This window comes from Dinghuibacter silviterrae (assembly GCF_004366355.1).
Classification (GTDB): Bacteria; Bacteroidota; Bacteroidia; order Chitinophagales; family Chitinophagaceae; genus Dinghuibacter; species Dinghuibacter silviterrae.
The window spans coordinates 284,932-306,915 of the sequence record NZ_SODV01000002.1; the positions used below are offsets into that span (position 1 = coordinate 284,932).

Genomic DNA, 21,984 nt, shown 5'->3' on the forward strand with positions numbered 1-21,984 from the left:
AATCAATATGAAATCAAGAGGACTACTTATGGTAATCCTGGCAGCGCTGTGTCTGTCGCTCAAGGCCCAGCAGTCTGCGCAGGTAAAGGGCTCTGTCATGTCCGAGCGCAACGAATTTTTACACGGCGTTACCGTAAAAGTCGATGATCCTTCGGGAAAACCTGTGGCAACGGTACTGACGGACGAGAAAGGGGTCTTTACTGTCAAAGTACTACAGGCGGGGACCAGGTACGATTTTTCGTTTTCCTATGTGGGCTTCGAACCCAAGAAGGTAAAAGGCTTTCTCGTCAATGCGGGGGAAAACAACGCCTTCCTGGTAAGAATGAAGCCGCAAACGGCGGATATGAGCGAAGTGATTGTCGTGGGATATGGGACGGCAAAGAAGATCGATGTCACAGGCGCCGTAGACCAGATTTCCGGGAAAGAGGTGGACAAAAGACCGGTGGCCAACGTTTTTGAGGGATTGCAAGGGCTAAGTCCAGGCTTGAATATCACCTATTCCGGCGGTGCGCCGGGGAAGACGCCCACTTTCAATATCCGGGGGATCGGCTCCATCAATGGGGGATCGCCATTGATCGTCATCGATGGTATCGCCGGGACCTCTGATGACCTGCTGCGGTTGAACCCTTCCGATATCGCTTCCTTTTCCATCCTTCGGGACGCGGCGTCCGCCGCGATTTACGGGGCCCGGGCGGCGTTCGGGGTGATCATCGTCACGACCAAGGAGGGTGCGAAGGGTAAACAGGTGATCAGTTACAATGCCTATGTCAGCAGTTCCAAACCCACCGTATTGCCCGATCCGGTAACGGACCCGTATATCTATGCCAGGATCCTGCAGGAATCGACCGATAATACGCCCTGGCAATATATCAAGTTCTCGGACTACCAATACCAATGGGCGAAAGACCGCTCGGATGACCCCAGCATTGCGGGCACACGCCTGGATCCCAATAATCCCACCCAGTGGACATATATGGGGAATAATAACTGGTATGACTATTTTTTCAACCACAGCAGTATGTCCTTTAACCACAGCTTGTCCATCAGTGGATCGGGCGAAACGGCGAAAAAGCTGCCTTTCGGTTATTACCTCTCCGCCGACTACACCAAGGAAAATGGCCTGGACAAGCTGGCAAAGGATGATTGGGAAAGGTATGCCATAAAGGCCAGGGTGAATTTCTCCCCCTTAAAATGGTTGAAACTGGACAATAACCTCAATATTTACCAGACCATTACTTCCAATCCCTCTACGGCGCTGACCGACGTGTATTACCTGCGGCCGATCGACCAGGCGGTAAACCCGGACGGAACGTGGGCCAATTCGGGGCCGGGCACGCTTGCCGCCCAATTGGTGGATGGCGGCCGCAACCAGCAAAACGTGTTCGGCTTCCAGAATATAGCGAGGGCCACGGCCAGCTTTCTGAACGGAGACCTGCAACTGACCGGCGACGCCAGTGTGAAAATGGAGCAATGGAAATACAATGACAATTACAATCCCTATTATATAGGCTACGGACCCAACGACATCCGGGAGGAAGGCGCACCAGGTTCGGTTACGGAGAAGGACGGTACGTTGATCAACGACATTTACGACGTGTATGCCAACTACAATAAGGTATTGGGAAAACATTCGATCAGGCTGCTTGCCGGCTATAACCAGGAAAGCTATACCTACAGCACCGTTCAATCCGAACGGGATGGCCTGATCACCGCCTCGCTGCCCTATATCGGGCTCACCACGGGGACAAACTATGTAACCCCGACCTATGATGCGTATGCCACCAGGAGCTATTTCGGAAGGATCGGCTATTCCTATATGGATAGGTATATCCTGGAATTAAACGGCCGTTATGACGGGTCTTCCCGCTTCCCCGCCGCGGATCGCTGGGGTTTCTTTCCTTCCGTATCGGGCGCCTGGAACGTCAGCAAGGAGGGTTTTTTTAGAAAGGCACTGAATTACGTCTCTACCTTTAAACTCCGCGCCTCCTACGGCAGCCTTGGCAACCAGAACGTCTCCAGTTTCGGCTATATGCAGGAATTGACCACCGGCCTTTCCCCGACCCTCATCAACGGGGCCCTGCAAACCGTGGTCGAGGGCGCGCCTGCGTTGAGCGTTGACCCGAATAACTATACCTGGGAGAAAGTGAGCACCACCAACGTCGGAACGGACATCGGAATGCTGAAGGACAAGGTCCAGGTGTCGTTCGATTATTTTGTCCGGAATACGACCGGGATGTTGGGACCCACCCAACCCTTGCCCGCGGTATTGGGCACCTCCGCACCCATGCAGAATTCAGCCGACATGCGGACAAAGGGATGGGAGGGTGCGATCAGCTATAGGGATGTGTACAGGGTAGGCAACAAACCCCTGGGATTTGGCCTCAGGTTTACCCTGTCCGATTCCCGCTCCGTGATTACGAAATACGACAATCCCCAGGAACTCTTTTCCAACTATCGTCAGGGCGAACAGTTGGGCGAGCTTTGGGGCCTGACCAACATGGGCCTGTTCAAAAGCACCGACGAAATCGCCAAATTAGACGAGTCTGCCATCGTCCCCTGGGGTGCCTTGGCCATCGTTCCGGGATGGCCCAAATACAAGGACCTGGACGGCAACCAAAAAATCGAGGTGGGGCTTTCCGCAAAGGACCCCAAGGACCTGCGCATCATCGGGAACACCTCTCCTCGTTTTCTTTTCGGGTTTAATATCAATGCGGATTACAGGGGTTTTGACTTCTCCGCTTTTTTCCAGGGCGTAGGAAAGATGGACTGGTACCCGCATAATTATCTCTACTGGGGCCCCTTTCAACAACCTTATGCCGGGTTGTATAAATGGAACCTGAATTTTTACCGCGGTACCGCGGAATCCCCCGCCCAGCGGGCAGGGGACTCCAAGTCCTATATCGCGGCAGGACTGGCCGACCAAAACCTCAACTCAAAATATCCCGTTCTTGAATCGTGGCTTGCAGACAACAACTATGGCGCCGGTCTCGATATTCCACAGACGGGCTACCTGCTGAATGCCGCTTACCTGAGGGTAAAAAACGTTACCATTGGGTATACCCTCCCGGCTTCAATGACCAATAGCTATAAGATCAGCCGTTTGCGCTTCTATTTCTCTGGTGAAAACCTGTTTGAGTTTTCCAGGATCAAGCAATATGTGGATCCCGAAGCCGTCAATGCCACGAATGCGTTTGCCTATCCGTTCCAGAGGAAATATGCCCTGGGCCTAAATCTTGATTTCTAAACCTGAAACATTTTGTATGCGACGTCTGATGATTTATATAGCTATCGCAGGGATTGCCACGGGCACGGCTTCCTGTAATAAGGATTTCCTGAACCGCTACCCGCAAACCGAAATATCCCCCTCCCTGTTCTTTAAAACCGAGCAGGACCTATCCCTATACATCAATGGGCTTCTAACCCTCCCCGGGAGAGGGCAGTACCTGGCCTCATCGGAGCAAAGCAGCGACAATATGGCCACCACCGGGGCCGTGGAGATGAAGGTGATCATGACCGGAACGCCTACTGCCCAGAATATCACCAGCGGTTGGTCCTGGAGCCGTTTGAGGGATGTCAATTATTTCCTGGACAATTGTGGAACAGCCAAAGTGGATTCCACCGTATTGAACCATTATAAAGGGTTGGCAAGATTTTATAGGGCCATGTTTTATTACGGCATGGTTCAGCGGTATTCCGACGTGCCCTGGTATTCCCATACGCTCACCCCTGACGATACAAGCCTGACCAAACCCAGGGATCCCCGGGCCCTGGTGATGGACAGCGTCATGGCCGACCTGGATTTTGCCGCCGGCCACGTGAATGTGTCGGTGCCCCAGGGTACGCCCGGCGCGTGGGCTGTCAAGCTGTTCTATGCCAGGGTAGCCCTGTATGAGGGCACCTTCCGGAAATACCATGCCGAATTGAACCTGGCGGCTACTGCAACGGGCTTCCTGCAAACGGCGGCTAATGTCACCAAGGACATTATGGCCAACGGCGGATTCTCCATATACAATACCGGCAACCCAAGCCAGGACTATGCTACCTTGTTCAATAGCCAGGACCTTACGAAGAACCCGGAAGTGATACTGCCCTATATCTACGATGTGTCGTTGAAGGTAGACGGAAGCAATAACGGCTATTTGTTTGGGAATTATGAACAATCACCTTCCCGGGACCTCGTAGAGACCTATCTCATGAAAGACGGAACAAGGTTTACGGACCAGCCGGGCTATAAAACCTTTGGCTTCGTACAAGAGTTCCAGGGAAGGGATCCCCGGCTTTCCCAGACGATCGTTTACCCTGGTTGGATACAGGCGCCCAACACCGTGCCGTACGTACAGGTATTGAGCAGCGGTTTTACGGGGTATCACCAGTTGAAAGGATATATCAACAGCACGGACCCGAATATCATAGGCGGCGCCGATTATCCCTCCTACCGTTATGCCGAGGCCCTGTTGATCTATGCGGAAGCGCAGGCCGAATTGGGGGTGATCACGCAAAGCGACCTGGACATCTCTGTAAACCTTTTGAGGGCGAGAGCCGGTTTGCCCAATATGAACCTGGTGCTGGCCAATGGAAACCCCGATCCGGTATTGGAGACCGCCTATCCCGCGGTTAACGGGCCGGATAAGGGCGTTCTGCTGGAGATCCGCAGGGAAAGAAGGGTGGAACTGGCCATGGAAGGTTTCCGGTTTGATGACCTCATGCGTTGGGACGCCGGTAAATTATTGACCAATATTCCGGTGGGCATGTATTTTCCCGGTCCGGGCAATTACGATCTCACGGGCGACGGGGTAGCGGATATCTGCCTGATCGATAACGGTCAGCCTATTCCCAGTCCCCCAGCCAACAATTCGCTGGGCGTGCCCTTGATCTATTACCAAATAGGGCAGTTCAGCGACGGCACGACCGTTATCCCTTTGCAAAACGGTACTGGCGGTGGCGCCACCGTTACTGACGTGACGCTCAGGACGTTTATCGACCCTAAATACTATTACCGGCCCATACCGGCCTCCGAGGTCATTTTAAACCCGAATCTGGTGCAGATTTTTGGATGGTAATACATAAACCGCATGGAAAGAAGATCATTTGTAAAATCGTTCCCCCTGGCTGCCGTGGCGCTGGGGGCCGCCCCCGCGGGAAAAAAGAAAAAGCCGGTCCTGACGGTAGCCCATATTACGGATATACACATCACCAAAGGAGATGCCCCCGCCAAATTCAAACAATGCCTGGAGCAAGTCAAACAGCACAAGCCGGACTTCTTCCTAAATGGAGGCGATTCCATCATGGATGCCTCCTATGATAAGGTACCCCGAGAGCAGGTCACCGAACTCTGGAGTGTATGGGACGAGTGCGTACAGTCCACCCTGCAGCACTATGACATGTATGCCTGTATCGGCAATCACGATACATGGTGGGCCGCTCCGTCCCATGAGGACGACATGTACGGGAAAGACTATGTCGTAAAACGCCTTGGTATCCCCCACCGGTACTACAGCTTTGACAAAGGGGGCTGGCACTTTATCATTCTGGATGGGAACAATAAAGGCATCTCTCTTGACGAAGAACAAATGGAGTGGTTGTCCAGGGACCTCGATAACCTGCAGGCGGGGACACCCACACTGGTGATGTCCCATTACCCCATCCTGGGCGTGATCCCCATACTGGAAGGAGGGGGACATTCCGATAGCAAGCAGTTGAAGACGTTGTTTTATAAGCATCGGGATAAGGTAAAGGTCTGTATCAGCGGACACGAGCATTTGGTGGACACCGCACTCTACAATGGGGTGCATTATTTTTGCAACGGGGCGGTGAGTGGATTCTGGTGGGGGAAAGGGGACGAACATTCCGCAGGCCCCTATTATTACGAAGAAACCCCGCCCGGTTATGCCATCCTGGAGTTATACGCCGACGGGTCGGTGGAGAACCGGTATTATCCGATGGAATATTAACTGACCACAAACTTCCTGTATTCGCTCGGAGCCCTCCCGATGAATTGTTTGAACATTTTGTTGAAGTGCGTAGCATTCTGGAACCCGGACGAAAAACAAATATCTAAAATAGCAAGGTCCGGATCCTCCAGCAGCTTGCAGGCATGCCCGACCCGGATCTCATTCAGAAAGGTCGTAAAGCATTTTTGCGTCCGTTTCCTGAAATAGGTGGAAAAGGCTGGCGGCGTCATATTGGCCACGTCCGCGATCTCCTGTAGCGAGATGGGATCGGCAAAGTGTTGCATCAGGTATTTGAAAACCCTGGTCATCCTTTCCGTATCCCTTTCATTGAAATTGTGGGCATAACCGACGCTTGCCAGCTGCTCGTATTCCCGGGATTCGGTAAGAGCCTCGATGATCTCCAGGAAGGCGATGATTCTTTCGAACCCATTTTTTTCCGCGATGGTGCTCAGTTTTTTGGACACGAATTTCTGGGTAGTGCCATAAAAGCGAAGACCCCTGTTCGCTTTTTCCATCATTTTCTTCGTCTTTATGAGGGCCAGGTTGTCGGAGGTCAGCTTGTCAAGAAAGTTGATGGGGAAATACACGACGACGGCCTTGGCCAATTTAGTCTTGGGCGGATTATTCAAAATAACAGGATCATTATACCATATATGCGGCAGATCCGGGCTCATCAGCACGAGGTCTCCGTCGGAGAAGTTGTCGATATTATCCCCCACGATCCTTTTGCCGCAACTGCTGACGACATGATTCAGTTCGCAAATTTTGTGAAAATGGAAGGGGGAGCTATAATGGTGTTCATTGATCTTTTTGATGGAGATGGTTTCTGTTGCGCCTATGGGGATTAAATTGGCTTTCATGTCAGCCTTTTTCTAAAAATAGAGAAATTGTGATAAAATGATTAAAATACTTTAAGTATCCATTAATCCAATTATAAAAAAATCCGGATCATCCGCCTAATTTCGAGTCGTGCGTAATCTACACATGATGAAAATAAACGGAGAGCTTTATATCATCCTGGTCTGCATGACCGCGGGGCTCGGAGGGTTCTTATTCGGTTTCGATACTGCGGTGATCTCGGGCGCCATCAATTTCCTGAGAAGCCAGTTCCAACTGTCGCCGGTGATGGAAGGGTGGCTGATGAGCTCCGCACTAACGGGCTGTGTGGCAGGGGCCGCTATCGCCGGCTACCTGGCAGACCGCTTCGGGCGAAAGCCGGTACTATTGCTGTCCGCCTTGCTGTTTATTCTTTCGGCGGCAGGTTGCGCAGTAGCGAGCTCGCCTTCCTTTCTCGTGGTGGCCAGGATCGTCGGTGGCGTGGGCGTAGGGTTCGCAGCTATGGTTGCCCCTATGTTCATCTCCGAGCTCGCGCCGGCGCGTTTGCGCGGGAGACTTGTCTCCCTCTACCAGTTGGCCATCACCATGGGCATCTTATGCTCCTACCTGTCCAATTCCTGGCTTTTATCCTATGCCGCTGGTCATCACACGGGCGGCGAAGGCGGAGTGTTATACCATTATATGGTCACCGAGGTTTGGCGGGGGATGCTGGGATCTAATATGGTGCCTGCGCTGTTGTTCTTCCTGTTCCTCTTATTCGTGCCGGAGAGTCCTAGATGGCTATTGTCAAAGGGGATGAGGACGGCGGCGGAACGTATCCTTTTTCGGATCAATGGACCGCAGGGCGTTTCGGCTGAGCTGAAGGCTATCGATAGCGATTTTCTGGCAATGGGAAAAGGCCGTTTTAGTGATCTTGCCGGTCCCGCTATGCGTGTCGCGCTTATCATCGGCCTTGTGCTTCCTTTTTTGAGCCAGCTATCGGGGATCACGACGGTGATGTATTATGCACCGGCGATCTTCGAGAAGGCGGGGCTGGCGTCCGGATCGGCTTTTGGCAGCGCGGCCGTCATCGGCTTTTTTAACATGGTTTTTACCTTCGTGGCTATCTGGAAAGTCGATAAATGGGGTCGCAAGCCGCTGCTGATCGGCGGATTTATCTTCCTGGCAGTAGCGCTGCTCCTCATCGGCTGGACATTCAATACCCATTCGGAGAACGCAAGTATGCTGTTGCCGGCTTTCATATTCTATATTGCGATTTTTGCCGCTACGCTGGGTCCCGGCGTATGGGTGGTGCTGGCCGAGATTTATCCAACGAAGATAAGGGGCCGGGCGATGTCGCTTGGCACCTTGTCCCTGTTCCTGGGGTCGACTTTTGTTACGCAGACTTATCCCATGCTGCGGGAATCGATCGGTATCGGGAACGTTTTCATGCTATATGGGTTGATGATGTTGCCTGCCGTCCTATTCGTAAAGAAGCTGGTGCCGGAGACAAAAGGGAAATCGTTGGAACAGATTGAACAATATTGGGAAGAAAGAGAAAAGACATTTATGAAAAAGATCGTTTTAATCTTATTGCTGTGCTGTACATGCGGCGCCGGTTCCCTGTACGCGCAAACCAATTACCGGCCCCACGGGTCAAAAAATACCAACCCTTCCTATTTTAAGAAAGGAACCGTCAGCTTTGTCAATTCAAGCCACCAGGACATTGCCTGGATGGATTCCATCGGCGCATGCGAGGTGTGGAGGGACGAGAACATGATCACGCCGGCATTGGCGCTGATGAAAAGCAATCCGGATTACTGCTTCAGCGTTGAAGACGCCCTGAGCCTGCGTGAGTATCTCGCCCGTCATCCCGACCGGTATGACGAGATCCTGAAATATACAAAGGAAGGCCGGTTGGAATGGGGTGGAACGTATAACATGCCTTATGAGTCCATGTATGACGGGGAAGCCCTCATCCGGGAGACCTATTTAGGAAGGAAATGGCTGAAGAAGATGTTGCCCGGCTGCGATTTCCTCTCCGCCTGGAACGATGACGTGCCAGGCAGGGCATTCCAGATGCCACAGATCCTGTCGAAGGCAGGTATAAAATATCTCTCTATTTCCAGGCATGAACCAGGTATCTACCGGTGGTATGGTCCGGACAGCAGCAGCGTCCTCATGTATACCCCCGGACAATATGACGGATCAAACCAGGATATCCGGACGGCAAAGAGCGATACAGCAAGGGAGCGGGCAGTGCTCAATCATATTAATAGCTGGACGGTCTATTTTAAGGATAATAAGTTCCGGCCGGCATTGCCGATCCTGATCGACGGGGACTGGAATAGGCCCAATGACTATCATACGCTCTTCCAGGACTGGAACCAAAAAGCAAGGAGCCAAGGGCTACCTTCCCTGACATACGGAACCGCGGCCAGCGTCTTCAAAGCGCTGGATGCGCCCCATGCTGTCTACGAACCGCTGAAGGGGGAACGGCCCAACGTCTGGCTGTACATCCATGGCCCGACCCACGAGCGGGCGTTGACGGCCTCCCGCAGAGCCAACCGGACGTTGGTCGCTGCGGAGATCTTTTCGGCAGTCGATGCGACCCTCAATAAAGATTTTTCCCGGTATCCCCAGACGGAGCTGACCTCAGCCTGGGAAAAAGCCATCTACCCGGATCACGGCTGGGGAGGCAAGCACGGGGACATGACGGATCTGGCATTCAGGACGAAATTCGAAGAGGCTTATGCGATTTCCGATAAAGTGTTGCAGGGCAGCCTGGAGAATATAGCGCAAGAGATCGGCTTTGATCAAAAAGGCCGGGCGCTGGTCATATTTAACCCTTTATCCAAAGAACGGACGGATAAGGTAGAGGTCAGCATCAAAGTGTATGGACAGGACACGGTGTCCTATAAAGTGATCGATGCCACCTCGGGTAAAGAAGTACCCAGCCAGCGGATCGAAAGCCGTCCGGCCGGAGGCACGGACGAGACGATTACCCTTTGTTTTGTGGCGGAAAAAGTGCCCTCTCTGGGGTATAAGACCTATACCCTGCGACCTTCGCATCCTTCTGGAGTAACGGTGCAAGCGGCATCCTCGGTGTATGAAAACAAGTTCTATAGGATCGAATTTGCACCGGGTGGGCTGAAAAGTATTGTCGACAAAGCCCTGGGAACCGAACTGCTGAAGACGGATAAATTGCTGGGCGGCGAGATATTCCAGCTACAGTCTGTCGGCAACGGCGCCGGCGAATTCTCGGATGTGCAACCGGTGACAATGGAAGGGTTTGAAAAAGTAAGCCAGTATGCGCCCAAATGGAATTGTACCGAATCCGGCCCCGTCCGGAAAACCTGGGAGCTGGTGCAGCAGACGCAATTTGCCACCATCAGGGAGACGGTAACTGTATACGATTCGTTGAAGCAGATAGATTTTAAAGCAGATATTCTTGGGTTTTCGGGCGAGCGCTACCGGGAATACAGGATGGCCTTTCCCCTGAATCAAACAGATTCCAGGGTCGCCTACGAAGTCCCGATGGGGGTGGTGGAAGTCGGCAAAGACGAGTTAAAAGGCGCGGCGGGTTATTCCTACGGCACGCAGGATTATGCAACGCTGTGCAGCAAGGTACATCCCCGGGAGGTCCAGGACTGGTTCAACGCCAGCAAAGACAATGCTTCGGTCACGATCAGCAGCTCCGTAGCCGTATTCGACTGGATCGACCCCACCGACAGTAACAACAGGCAAACCGTTCTGCAACCTATCCTGCTGGCCAGCCGGAAGAGCTGTCATTGGCAAGGCAACTATTATCTCCAGCCCGGCAACCACCATTTCGAGTTTACCCTGACCTCTTCGGCGGGGGATTGGAAAACCTCCGCAAACGTGGGTAAACAACAGAACCAGCCCTTGCGCCCCCTGGTGGTAGACGTGGCACAGCCCCGCAGCGGCCTTCCTTCGAGCTACAGTTTTGCCGGTACCAATGCGGACAATGTGCTGATCACGACGATTAAAAAATCCGAAGATGAAAACAGTATCGTCATGCGGCTGGTAGATATGCAGGGGATAAAGACGGACGCAAAGGTCGATTGGTTCGGCCCGGTCACTGGCGTTACAAAGACGAATATGATCGAAGAAGAGGACCGGCCCGCGACGAAGACGGTGACCGGTGCCGAGTTGACCATAACACCCTATTCGATTGAAACGATACGGATTCGATGAGCATGAATGAATCCAGAAAACAACAGCTCGACGGCATGCTGCAACAGCGGGGCGCAGGTGCCTTTCTGTTCTGGAGGCCGGATGAGTTGGTGCTGACGCTGGGGTACCTGCCGCACTGGGGCATCTCCTTTCTTTTGTATCCCCGGGATGGAGAGCCGGTTCTGTTCGTGCCCGAGCTCGAACCGGAGGACATATTGCCCGCAGGTATCGCCGTCCATACCTTTCCCTGGGGGGTATTGGATGGCCCCGACCCCTGGGAGGAACTGTATGCGGGGATAAGGGGCGTTCTCAAAGTCCGGGGCCTACACCGGTTGCCCCTTTCTTTTACAAAGGATATTGGTAGGTCCGCTCCCTGCAGGATGGCCGGGGAACAAGCGCCGTTGCCGCCAGGTTTGTGCGACAGGCTTTCCCTGCTGTGCCTGGGCGGATATATAGAAACTGACACCGAAAGCCTGTATACGGTGAAGACACCACAGGATATTGCCGCGTTGGAAGTAACACACCGGGTGGCGACGCTGGCCGTGCGGACTTTTTACAGGAACCTGCAGCCGGGAAAGACGGAAGCCGCCGTCGCCGCGGCGGTTGAGGCGGCGGTACAGGAGGCGACCGGGAGCGAAGGCGTTGACTATGCCAAGGCCTGGGGCCTGGTCCAGTCGGGGATCAACACGGCTGCTGCGGGACGGTTCAACAGGTCCACCGGTAAGGCGCTGGCAGCAGGCGAAGGTGTATTGCTGGAGCTCAGCATCTGCATAAACGGCTACTGGGCGGACATAACCCGGGTCGGCCAAACGGGCCAACTGCCGCCGGTACACAAAAAAATTGTCGACATCGTCGCCGAAGCGCAGGCCGCCGCCATTGAGTCGATGAGACCGGGCGTTGCCATGGAGGTCATTGATGAGCGGGCCCGCCGGGTCATCCGGGCGGCCGGTTATGGGGATCATTTTGCACATGGCCTGGGACATCACGTCGGTTTTCGGTATCATGACCCGGGGCCGGGGCTCTGGCCCGGATCGAGGGCGTTGTTGCGGCCGGGGATGATCCTGACCGTAGAACCCGGGATCTATGGTGTGGACATCGCCTGCGGGGCACGGATCGAAGACAATGTCCTGGTGACGGAAGACGGATACAGGATATTATCGGATTATTACAGGGATTTAACGATATAAACTATGAACAACGGGATCGATCTGCGCCATAAAAATGTACTCATCACGGGTGGAGGGCAGGGCATCGGGGCGGCTATCGGCCGTGCCATGGCGGCCTGCGGTGCGCATCTCCTCCTAAACTACCTGAATGCGCCGGAAAAGGCCGGGGACCTCGCGTCGGAGCTTACGCAGCGGGCAGGCATTAAAGCGCTGACGTACCAGGCGGATATTTCCAGGCCTGAGGAGGTGGCGGCCATGTTCGATTTCTTCGACCGGCAGTTGGGGCCGATCGATGTCCTGGTGAATAATGCAGGCTGCGAAACGATAGCGCATGCCATAGACTTGAGCCTGGAGGACTGGGACCGGGTATTTAATGTCAATCTCCGGGGCGCCTTTATCTGCGCGCAGGCGGCGGCCAAAAGAATGCAGCAGCGGCGACAAGGGGTGATACTCAATATCTCCTCGATTCACGATAAGGTACCCCGGAAGGGCCTTATCCACTATTGCTCCGCAAAGGCGGCCCTGAACATGATGACCAAATGCCTGGCCCTTGAGCTGGCTGAAGACCAAATTCGCGTCATTGCGGTCTCGCCGGGTGCCATCGAGACAGAGATGAACAAAGAAGAGATCGCCGCTTTTGGGAAGGCGAAGTTCAACGGGTGGATACCGCTTGGAAGGCTGGGAACGGTAGAGGATGTGGCCTGGACCTGCGCCTTCCTTGCATCGGACATGGCTGCCTATCTCACAGCCACCGAAATATACATCGACGGCGGATATATGCAAAATACGATACCATACGACCCAAGAACAAAAAAATCCTGACTATGACACCGGCCATCATCCAAACCTATGTACATACAGGGGAAGGCTTTCATCCTTTTTTTATCCGCGAGGGCTGGCAGGTGGCGCAACTGAACTATATCGAACCCCAGGGATTTCAGGCCATCACAAAGATGGAAGTCCACCGCCGGACGGACGAAGTCTTTATCCTCCTCAAAGGAACCGCTATTCTTATTGCCGGCGAGGCGGGAGAAGAGGGCTTCATCTTTCACTGTCTTCGTATGGAGCCGGGTCTGACCTATAATATCCCCATGGATACCTGGCACAATATCGCACTGGAGGAAAGCGCGCAGGTAATGATTGTGGAAGTCAATGACACCCACCTGACAGACGTTACGTACCGGGAGCTGAACCCCGAAGAAAAAACAAGATTATATAAAGAAATCCAAGATGAACGATCAACAGCTTTTTGAATTGTTTAAAAAGGAATTGTATACGCCCGTAGTCGGGGATATCCTGGATGCACTGGGATGCTATCACCAGTTCCTGCCGCAGCCAATAAAGCCGATACATCTGGAAGATAAGCTCATCGGCAGGGCTATGCCCGTATTGATGATCGATGTGTATGGTCCGCAAAAACAGCCTTTTGGCAAACTGACCGAAGCCCTCGACCAATTGGAGAACGGCGAGGTCTACCTGGCCAGCGGAGGAGAAATGCGTTGTGCTTATTGGGGCGAGATCCTCACGGCTACGGCCAAGAAAAGGGGGGCGGTCGGTGCCGTGATCAACGGATACTATCGGGATACCGCGGCTGTGCTGGAGCAAAACTGGCCTGTTTTCAGCCGGGGACGGTTTGCGCAAGACTCCGGCGTACGCACCCAGGTGGTAGATTACCGGTGCGATATACAAATCGGAGAAGTATGGGTAAAACCGGGCAGCCTGATCTTCGGGGATATGGATGGTGTCCTTGTCATCCCCCGGGAATATGAGGAGGAGGTCATCGCCAGGTCGCTGGAAAAAGCACGGGGGGAGAAACTGGTTCGCAAACAGATTGAAAATGGATTGTCCAGCACCGATGCTTTCAAAAAATATGGAATATTATGAAATTGGGATTAGGATTATATCGGCACATGCTGAGCCGGCCCTATTTTGATTTTGCGAGACAGTGCGGGTGTACCCACCTGGTTGTCCACCTGGTCGACTATTTCAATAAGGGGGTACAGGCCAACAAAAATGACCAGCCCATCGGTGATGGGTCGGGTTGGGGCCTGGCCGGCGATCCCGATAGGATATGGTCGGTGGAAGAACTGCTGGCGCTGAAAAAGGAGATCAACGATGCCGGTCTCCAGTGGGAGGCCATCGAGAATTTCGATCCTGCCAACTGGTATGATATCCTGCTGGATGGTCCCCGGAAAAAAGAGCAAATGGAGCAGCTAAAGCAGCTGATCCGTAATGTGGGCAAGGCGGGGATTCCCGTATTCGGTTATAATTTTAGTCTTGCGGGTGTCAGCAGCCGGATCACCGGGAAATTTGCCCGGGGCGGTGCTTCTTCGGTCGGCATGGAGGGTGTCGACGCTCGCCCTATTCCCAATGGAATGATCTGGAATATGGTCTATGATCGGGATGCAGCGCCGGGGTATGTGCCGGCGATCACCCACGAGGAGTTATGGGCCCGGCTGGCCTGGTTCCTCCAGGAATTGGTCCCCGTCGCGGAAGAGGCCGGCGTGCGACTCGCCGCACATCCTGATGATCCTCCCGTGCCCGTCGTCAGACAGACACCCAGACTGGTGTATCAACCCGGCCTCTACCAACGATTGCTCGACATCATGCCAAGCAGCGCAAATGCCCTCGAATTCTGCCTGGGCAGCATCGCTGAGATGACCGAGGGGGATGTCTATGCCGCAACGGAACAGTACACCGATCATATCGCGTATATTCATTTCAGGAATGTCAGAGGCAAGGCCCCTTCCTACCGGGAGGTCTTTGTCGACGAAGGCGATATAGATATGCTGCGGATCCTGAAGATCCTCAGGGTCCGGAACTTTGAGGGCGTGCTGATCCCTGATCATACGCCCCAAATGAGCTGCGATGCCCCCTGGCATGCCGGGATGGCGTATACCCTGGGGTTTATGAATGCTGCGCTTAAGTTGATATGAAATTGTTGTCCATTATAACGATTTGCTTTGCTGCGCTATGTCTTGCCGGAAGGACCCATGCCCAAACCTTTGCCGACGTCCAGCCGATCTTCCTCTCCCGTTGTGCCCCCTGTCACCGTCCGGGTGAGGCTGCACCCTTTCCACTGATTACTTACGAGGACGTTGCCAAACGGGCGCGTTTTATCAAACAGGTGATACAAACCGGCTACATGCCACCCTGGAGGGCCGACACCCATTATCGTGATTTTGCCAACAACCGTTCCCTCTCCCGGGTAGAGCGGGACGCCCTGGTCAAATGGATCGATGCCGGAGCGCCCAGGGGTGCCGCAACACAGGCCAACATACCAGAAGGAACCGCCTATAGCCGGCGGCCGGACCTGACACTTACCATTGACTCCCCCTTTCTGGTTCCCGGTGACGACGCTGAGCGATTCCTGGTGTTCAAGCTCCCCTACGAACTGCCTGCGGACCGGAACATAGAAGCTGTGGAATTCTATTGCAACAACAAAAAGATCATCCACCACATCAATTATGGCTTTTACGCCGTTCCCGACAGCACGATCGATATAAAGGGCGGCAGGCCTTACATCGATAGTGAAGATCCCGCTTCCAGACAGGTGGAATATGACGGCCTCAAAAAGAATTTCGTGTATTATACCGGTTGGATACCGGGTGCGTCTTACGAACGTTACCCTACGGGCTTCGGTTGGACACTGCCCAAAAGAGGCGTCGTATTGCTGACGGTCCACTATTCAGCCATTGGCGCAGACGAGCATTCTGTCGTGGGCGTAAACCTTTTCTTTACATCCAAGCCGATCCTGCGGCCCATACAAATCATCAGCCTGGGTTCGGGAGGAGTGGGGGAGAACGACATCATGCCTCCGCTGCTCATTCCCGCAGGGCAAGTGGATACATTCAACCTGAGTGTGCGCACCCAGCAGGACCAGTCGATACTCTATATCTGGCCGCACATGCATTACCTTGGCAAGGAATTCACGGCGTGGGCCGAGACGCCCCGGGGCGACACCATTCCGCTTGTGCATATTCCCCGCTGGGATTTCCGTTGGCAGGAGCTTTACCGGCTTGACCGTATGGTTCGGCTACCCGCGGGCTCTGTTGTGCATATAAGAGGTGTGTACGACAACACCGATGGCAACCCGTTCAATCCATTCCATCCACCGCGGTTGGTGGTCTCCACCGGAGAAATGACATCCACCAATGAAATGATGACATTGATGTTGTTGTATACTCCTTCGACACCGGAAGACAAATAATTTGCGCATACGATTGCGCAAGAATATAAGGCCGGAGACGGTTGGTATGTTCGAACAAATAGGATATTATTGCAACACCACTACTAACATATATCTTGGCATTATCATCGAGATATGAGGAGCAGGAGCTGTTGTGCGCCATTGCCTCGGGAGACGAACGAGCCTTCTGTGATCTATATGCCCATTACTTTCCGGTCGTTTTTGGCTTTGTCCTCAAATATATCAATGTCCCTGCGCTGGCCGAGGATATAGTACAGGATGTATTTGTCAAGATATGGGAAGCCCGCAACCGGTTGACAGGCGTACGGCATTTCCCCGCCTTTCTTTTTTCCGTTGCCCGCAATCACTCGCTCAACGTGTTGCAATCCGTCAGCCGTTCACAGAACGCCATGGCAACGCTCTCCCATCACTATCAGGAACAACGGCAGGACGACGAAGTGCTCAACAAGGACTACAGCATATTTATCGAAAAAGTCCTTCGGCGTGTACCTCCCCGCTCCAGGGATATCTTCCGTAAGTGCCGTGAGCAGGGCCTTTCCTACGAAGAAGTCGCCCTGGAAATCGGTATTTCCCGTAACGCCGTCAAGAACCACATGGTCAGCACCATCCGGGTCCTCCGGGAGGCGGCCTACAAAGAGCTGGGCATTAGTCTTGGCGCATGTGTCCTGCTCTTTGCGTTCCCGACGTAAAAAAAAGTGACGGCAACGCTACCCTCTCCCGGGGATTAATTGTCTATACTATTGACTAATGATCCGCAAACGCAAACATTACAGGGAGATTGTCCGGCGATACCTGGACCACAAAGCCTCCGAGGAGGAACTGGAGGTCTTTTTCAGTCTGATACGCGAAGGCAAGCTGAATCGCCACCTTCGTACCGCAATGAAACGGGACGAAAACGACTTGCTGAAACAGTTCACCGGGGAGGAAGAAAGGGCATCTGGCCGCTGGCGTACCTACGCCATAGCCGCCATTATTTGCGGGTTGGTTGTGGGCGCCGCGACCTGGTGGCGGGCCGGCCACCGTCCTATCACCCCTGTCGCGCCTGCCGTGACGGCCGTTAAAGACATGGCTCCCGGCCGGAGCCACGCCGTACTCACGCTGCAGGGCGGCAAGTCATTTGACTTGGACAGCGATAGCAAGTCCACGCTGACACTCCCGGCTGGAACCCGGCTTGTCCGGACCGCTGCCGGGGAATGGGTTTATACATCGCCGGTCACGAAAGAAGCGACCGTTTTATATAACACCATATCCGCGCCCCGGGGAGGACAGTTCCCTTTTATGCTCGAAGACGGCACGCGCGTCTGGCTCAATGCGGCCTCTTCACTGCGTTTTCCTACTGCATTTCCGGGAGGGAACCGGGAAGTCTTCCTGGAAGGAGAGGCCTATTTCGAAGTAGCGCCGGACGTCCACAGGAGTTTTGTGGTCAGGGTGGGGAACGAAGCGGTAACCGTGTTGGGAACGACGTTCAACGTCAACGGCTACCCAGACGAACCCGCCATACGGACGACCCTGATCGATGGATCGGTCAGGATCGAGCGGAACGGAGCCAGCATACTGATGCACCCCGGCGAAATAGCCAGCATTACTGATGACGCCCGGGTCGACCGTCTCGCCGATGCTGATGCCGTCGGCGCCTCGGTGGCGTGGCGGACCGGCTATTTCAGCTTCGACCAGGACGACATACGGACGGTGATGCGGCAGATCGGCCGATGGTATGATGTTGACATCCGTTACGAGGGGCCGGTCACAGGGGAATTGTTCGGAGGCACTATAGGCCGGGACTTGTCGCTGATGCAGGCGTTGACGATTCTGGAAAAGAGCCAGGTCCACTTCCGCCTCGACGGCAAGGTGTTGACCGTCCTGCCTTGAGAAAGTAAATGTAGGGCCAAAAAAAGCCAAGGACGACGCAACCGCCCCTGGCCGGAGTTTGGTTCTTCCAAATAACCCATGTACTGAATCATTTATTATTAACCAAACAACTGCCAAGGTATGAAAAAAGTTGGTAAGGGCCGGGCTCCCGGCTTTCATCAAATGTGCATTGCTATGAAATTGACTACACTGCTGTTGACCGTTGCGCTGGTGGAAGCGCACGGGGGAGGGATGGCCCAGAATGTCAATCTTTCGGGGCAGCATTTGTCGCTTAAAACCGTTTTTTCCAAAATCACGCGGCAAACCGGCTATGCCTTTTTCTACAGCTATTCGTTATTGAAACAGGCGCATCCTGTCGACCTGGATGCCCGGGATATGCCGCTGCTCAAGGTGCTGGACCTTTGTTTTGCGGGTCAGCCATTGGGTTACGCCATCGAGAATAAAACGGTGGTGATTACCGCGCGGCAGGTAGCCCCGGTGAATACAACCGGGGCGGCGCCACCCATCACGATCCGGGGTAAGGTCATCGACGAAAAAGGGAACCCGGTTGTAAGCGCCAGCGTAAAGGTGAAAGGAAGTAATATAGGTACGTCCACAGATGCAGACGGCGTCTTCTCGCTCAAGGTGCCGGAAGGGACCGTGTTGATCATATCCAGCGCCGAATACGGCTCCACGGAAGTCACCGTTCGCAAAGACGAAACCATATCCATACAACTCAAGGCCGCCAACAAGGAGGTCAGTGAGGTCGTCGTGACCGGTTTTGGCGAGACCCGCCAAAAGCGCAGCCTCGGGTATTCGGTGACCCAGGTCAGCGGGGACGATATCCGGGCAACGATGCAGGCAAACCCTATCTCCGCCCTCCAGGGCATGGTGACAGGCCTTCAGGTCCAGCCCGGCGTGGCCGGACAGGCATCCACGCCCCGCATTTTGTTGCGCGGCGCCAGCTCGCTCAATGCCTATGAGAACAACCCGCTCGTCGTCGTGGATGGGGTCATCCTGGACGACCAAAGCGTTACACAGACCCAGGGAGCTTCTACCGACTTCGGGAACATCCTCAAGGACATCAACCCCGATGACGTGGAATCCATCAGCGTCCTCAAGGGAGGCGCCGTCACCGCTCTATACGGCAGCCGGGCCGCCAACGGGGTGCTGCTGATCAAGACTAAAAAGGGCAAGGCACAAAAGGGGCTTGGGGTGTCATTTTCCCAGGAGGTGACTTTCCAAAGGGCTTATAAAACGACCGACTTCCAGAATACTTATGGGGCCGGTCTTTATGCCGACGACTGGAGTACGGGGCCCAATGGTGTCCTGGCCATCAACCAAAGCGATTATGGCATTAGCTTCGGACCCGCGATGACGGGTCAGACCTTCCAGGACATCAATGGCTATATCCGCAAGAACAACCCCAATTCGCACGACTTGCTAGACCTTTACCAGACCGGCCACGTATACAACACGAACGTGTCTCTGTCGGGGGGAAACGAGAACAGCACCATCCGTATGTCTTACTCCCGGCTGGGATCCAATACCGTCCTGCCGAACAATAAATTCGACCGGAACAGCTTTTTCGTGCGGGCCACCCATCGGATCGGGTCTTGGGTAAACCTGGATGCGACCGCTACCTATGTACATTCCTATAACCTGAACCCGGCCCAGCAAGGCGGGAACAGCCCGATGTACCAGTTTTCCTATGACGGCGCCCGGAACTACGACGCTAAATACTGGTCTACCCACTATGCCGATTCTGTAGTGGGAGGGATCAACAACGCGGATATTTCGGGGATTTCCTATTATATCTTTTATCCGTTGTATGAGAACAATTATTTCCAGACGGAGGACAACCTCAGGGCAGGTTTGGACCTGACGGCAACCATTACGCCCTGGCTGAGCTTTGCCGGAAATGCCAGCATGAACTTGTACAACGTCAACCACCAAAGCGAGATCAGGGGACAGCAACCGCACTTCGGCAACCCCAATTATTCCGGATCCATCAGTGACCTGTTGCAAGCCCGTTACAGGGGAGAGTTCATACTGGCCCACAAGTTCGGAGAGCTCACTCCTTCCCTCCATGTCGGGGGAGATCTATTTACATCGGGGCAAACAGGAAACTCCTGGAGCATGAATGGCGGAGGGGTCCTGCCGGATATCTACCGTTTGAGCAATTCGGCAAAGCCGGCGAACATCACCGAAAATGCACCCAACAAATCCCAACTGACCGCCGTTTATTTTCAGGCGGCCGTAGGTTGGCGTTACCTCACCTTAAACCTATATGGTCGTAACGACTGGAACTCCAGCCTTGTGTACAACAACGGCCACGGCGTTTATTCTTATTTCTACGGTGGAAGCGACCTTGCCTTCGTGTTTAGCGACCTGCTCGACCAGAAGCCGTCCTTCCTAAGCTATGGGAAACTCCGCTTGTCGTACGCCCAGGCAGGCAATGGGACCGATCCCTATACCGCCAATACCGGTGCCTACACCTCCATCGGGGCGTATAGCGGCGGAACGACCGCCGTAAGCCAGTACCAATACCAGTCATCGACGCTGGGGAACCAGACGCTTGTTCCCGAGAAAAGCGCCAAGCTGGAAGGCGGCCTCGAACTTTCTTTCCTCCACGACCGCCTGGGTGCGGATTTTGCCGTCTACCGCCAGGATACGCGCAACCAGATCATCGCATTCGGCGTGCCCAGCACTTCCGGTGTTTCGGCGGCCCTGGTGAACGGTGGCCTGGTTCGGAATAAAGGCATCGAGCTAACCATCAACGCCGTCCCGGTCCAAAGCAAGAATTTTGTATGGACCACCAGGTTCAATTATACGCTAAACCGAAACTCGGTGGTCAGCCTTCCCTTTGGCGCCCGGTATGAAACCCTTGAAGGTGAAGACGGGATCCAAAGCGTAGCCATAGCCGGCGGTGCGTATGGCGCCATGGTTGCCCGGTACGGGTATGCGAAATACGTCGCGCCCGACCCCAAAAGCTCGCTGAACGGGATGCCGGTGCTGGCGATGGGATACGGCGGAACACAGGCCTATTATAAACGGGCCGGAGACTACGGCACGACCCCCGAGACCAAGGAACCGGTCATCGGCAACATCCAGCCAAAATTCCTGGGTAGCTTGTTCAACACCTTCACCTACAAGAATTTTTCCCTGAATATTTTCCTGGACGCCCGTTTCGGGGGGACGGAATATTCGACGACCTACTTCTACGGGTCCCAGGATGGGAACATCAAGAGTACCCTCTTTGGCCGTTCAGCGGCGTTGGGCGGGTTAACCTTTACACCGGGCAACGCGACGTCACAATATCTCGGGTTTCCGCTGGGCACGGCTCCCCGGCATGACGGCATTGCACTCAATGGTGTATTCCAATCCGGGTCCACGTCGCTGGGATCCGACGGGGCTACCCACGACGTATCCGGGATGACCTTTGACCAGGCCTATAAGCTGGGTTATGTGCTTCCGGTGAATGCCACCGACTATTACGTCAAGACCTACAGTTGGAGCGCGGGTATCCGGCAGGCGGGTGTCTTTACCAATTCCTGGGTATCCCTTCGCCAGGTGGCCGTTGGATACGACCTGCCCGCTTCCCTCATCCATAAGTTGCGCTTTAACAACTTACGGCTCAGCCTGGCCGGGCGCAACCTGCTCTACCTCTATAACAGCGCACCCGACCATATCAACCCGGAAAATACCAACGACTCCGGCGCCGGCAGCGCTTTTGAAGAGGGGGGTGTACCCTATGTCAGGAATTTCAGCTTCCTGATCAATGCAAACTTTTAAA

At 54.2% G+C, this 21,984-nt stretch carries 14 protein-coding genes; 13 read left to right on the forward strand and 1 reads right to left on the reverse strand.

Going from position 1 to position 21,984, the window contains the following annotated elements; genetic code table 11:
• Positions 1-7 precede the first annotated feature (7 nt).
• From EDB95_RS18375 to EDB95_RS18385, 3 genes are read left to right on the forward strand one after another with little or no spacing between them, the layout of a single operon-like run.
• Complete coding sequence (locus EDB95_RS18375) at positions 8-3,244, forward strand: SusC/RagA family TonB-linked outer membrane protein (RefSeq protein ID WP_246073739.1); 3,237 nt, start codon at positions 8-10, stop codon at positions 3,242-3,244.
• Between the two features lie 16 nt (positions 3,245-3,260).
• Positions 3,261-5,060 carry a RagB/SusD family nutrient uptake outer membrane protein gene (locus EDB95_RS18380; RefSeq protein WP_133995676.1) on the forward strand — a complete coding sequence of 600 codons (1,800 nt, stop codon included), beginning with the start codon at positions 3,261-3,263 and terminating at the stop codon, positions 5,058-5,060.
• A gap of 12 nt (positions 5,061-5,072) precedes the next feature.
• Entirely contained in the window at positions 5,073-5,951 is an 879-nt protein-coding gene (locus EDB95_RS18385; RefSeq protein ID WP_133995678.1) for a metallophosphoesterase family protein, read from the forward strand.
• On the opposite strand, the gene EDB95_RS18390 is transcribed toward EDB95_RS18385, so the two are convergent.
• Entirely contained in the window at positions 5,948-6,811 is an 864-nt protein-coding gene (locus tag EDB95_RS18390) for an AraC family transcriptional regulator (protein WP_133995680.1), read from the reverse strand. The genes EDB95_RS18385 and EDB95_RS18390 overlap by 4 nt on opposite strands.
• 109 nt (positions 6,812-6,920) lie before the next feature.
• Here EDB95_RS18390 and EDB95_RS18395 point away from each other — a divergent pair, with 109 nt between their 5' ends.
• The 10 genes from EDB95_RS18395 (at position 6,921) to EDB95_RS18440 (ending at position 21,983) form a co-directional block, all read left to right on the forward strand.
• Positions 6,921-10,985: a sugar porter family MFS transporter gene (locus EDB95_RS18395; RefSeq protein WP_133995682.1), complete on the forward strand. Its 4,065-nt coding sequence runs from the start codon at positions 6,921-6,923 to the stop codon at positions 10,983-10,985.
• Positions 10,986-10,987: 2 nt separating this feature from the next.
• Complete coding sequence (locus EDB95_RS18400; protein WP_162852674.1) at positions 10,988-12,151, forward strand: M24 family metallopeptidase; 1,164 nt, start codon at positions 10,988-10,990, stop codon at positions 12,149-12,151.
• Between the two features lie 3 nt (positions 12,152-12,154).
• A complete protein-coding gene (locus EDB95_RS18405) occupies positions 12,155-12,952 on the forward strand; it encodes an SDR family NAD(P)-dependent oxidoreductase (RefSeq protein WP_133995686.1) in 798 nt (265 codons plus the stop codon).
• Positions 12,953-12,954: 2 nt separating this feature from the next.
• Positions 12,955-13,383: a hypothetical protein gene (locus EDB95_RS18410; protein WP_211352160.1), complete on the forward strand. Its 429-nt coding sequence runs from the start codon at positions 12,955-12,957 to the stop codon at positions 13,381-13,383.
• A complete protein-coding gene (locus EDB95_RS18415; protein WP_133995688.1) occupies positions 13,361-14,014 on the forward strand; it encodes an RraA family protein in 654 nt (217 codons plus the stop codon). Before EDB95_RS18410 ends, EDB95_RS18415 begins: the two co-directional genes overlap by 23 nt.
• On the forward strand, positions 14,011-15,066 hold the full coding sequence (locus tag EDB95_RS18420; protein ID WP_133995690.1) for a mannonate dehydratase: 1,056 nt from the start codon (positions 14,011-14,013) through the stop codon (positions 15,064-15,066). The genes EDB95_RS18415 and EDB95_RS18420 overlap by 4 nt, the downstream gene beginning before the upstream one ends.
• Positions 15,063-16,340: a cytochrome c gene (locus EDB95_RS18425; protein WP_133995692.1), complete on the forward strand. Its 1,278-nt coding sequence runs from the start codon at positions 15,063-15,065 to the stop codon at positions 16,338-16,340. The genes EDB95_RS18420 and EDB95_RS18425 overlap by 4 nt, the downstream gene beginning before the upstream one ends.
• Before the next feature lie 95 nt (positions 16,341-16,435).
• Positions 16,436-17,029 (forward strand): RNA polymerase sigma factor, encoded by a 594-nt coding sequence (locus EDB95_RS18430; protein ID WP_162852675.1) that lies wholly within the window; start codon positions 16,436-16,438, stop codon positions 17,027-17,029.
• 58 nt (positions 17,030-17,087) lie between these two features.
• A complete protein-coding gene (locus EDB95_RS18435; RefSeq protein WP_133995696.1) occupies positions 17,088-18,209 on the forward strand; it encodes a FecR family protein in 1,122 nt (373 codons plus the stop codon).
• Positions 18,210-18,383: 174 nt separating this feature from the next.
• A complete protein-coding gene (locus EDB95_RS18440) occupies positions 18,384-21,983 on the forward strand; it encodes a SusC/RagA family TonB-linked outer membrane protein (protein ID WP_162852676.1) in 3,600 nt (1,199 codons plus the stop codon).
• Position 21,984 lies beyond the last annotated feature (1 nt).

Bases quoted from the DNA above. Each gene is read 5' to 3' on its own strand.
- EDB95_RS18375 (WP_246073739.1), top strand. From the start codon at position 8: ATGAAATCAAGAGGACTACTTATGGTAATCCTGGCAGCGCTGTGTCTG.
- EDB95_RS18380 (WP_133995676.1), top strand. From the start codon at position 3,261: ATGCGACGTCTGATGATTTATATAGCTATCGCAGGGATTGCCACGGGC.
- EDB95_RS18385 (WP_133995678.1), top strand. From the start codon at position 5,073: ATGGAAAGAAGATCATTTGTAAAATCGTTCCCCCTGGCTGCCGTGGCG.
- EDB95_RS18390 (WP_133995680.1), bottom strand. From the start codon at position 6,811: ATGAAAGCCAATTTAATCCCCATAGGCGCAACAGAAACCATCTCCATC.
- EDB95_RS18400 (WP_162852674.1), top strand. From the start codon at position 10,988: ATGAATGAATCCAGAAAACAACAGCTCGACGGCATGCTGCAACAGCGG.
- EDB95_RS18405 (WP_133995686.1), top strand. From the start codon at position 12,155: ATGAACAACGGGATCGATCTGCGCCATAAAAATGTACTCATCACGGGT.
- EDB95_RS18410 (WP_211352160.1), top strand. From the start codon at position 12,955: ATGACACCGGCCATCATCCAAACCTATGTACATACAGGGGAAGGCTTT.
- EDB95_RS18415 (WP_133995688.1), top strand. From the start codon at position 13,361: ATGAACGATCAACAGCTTTTTGAATTGTTTAAAAAGGAATTGTATACG.
- EDB95_RS18420 (WP_133995690.1), top strand. From the start codon at position 14,011: ATGAAATTGGGATTAGGATTATATCGGCACATGCTGAGCCGGCCCTAT.
- EDB95_RS18425 (WP_133995692.1), top strand. From the start codon at position 15,063: ATGAAATTGTTGTCCATTATAACGATTTGCTTTGCTGCGCTATGTCTT.
- EDB95_RS18435 (WP_133995696.1), top strand. From the start codon at position 17,088: ATGATCCGCAAACGCAAACATTACAGGGAGATTGTCCGGCGATACCTG.
- EDB95_RS18440 (WP_162852676.1), top strand. From the start codon at position 18,384: ATGAAATTGACTACACTGCTGTTGACCGTTGCGCTGGTGGAAGCGCAC.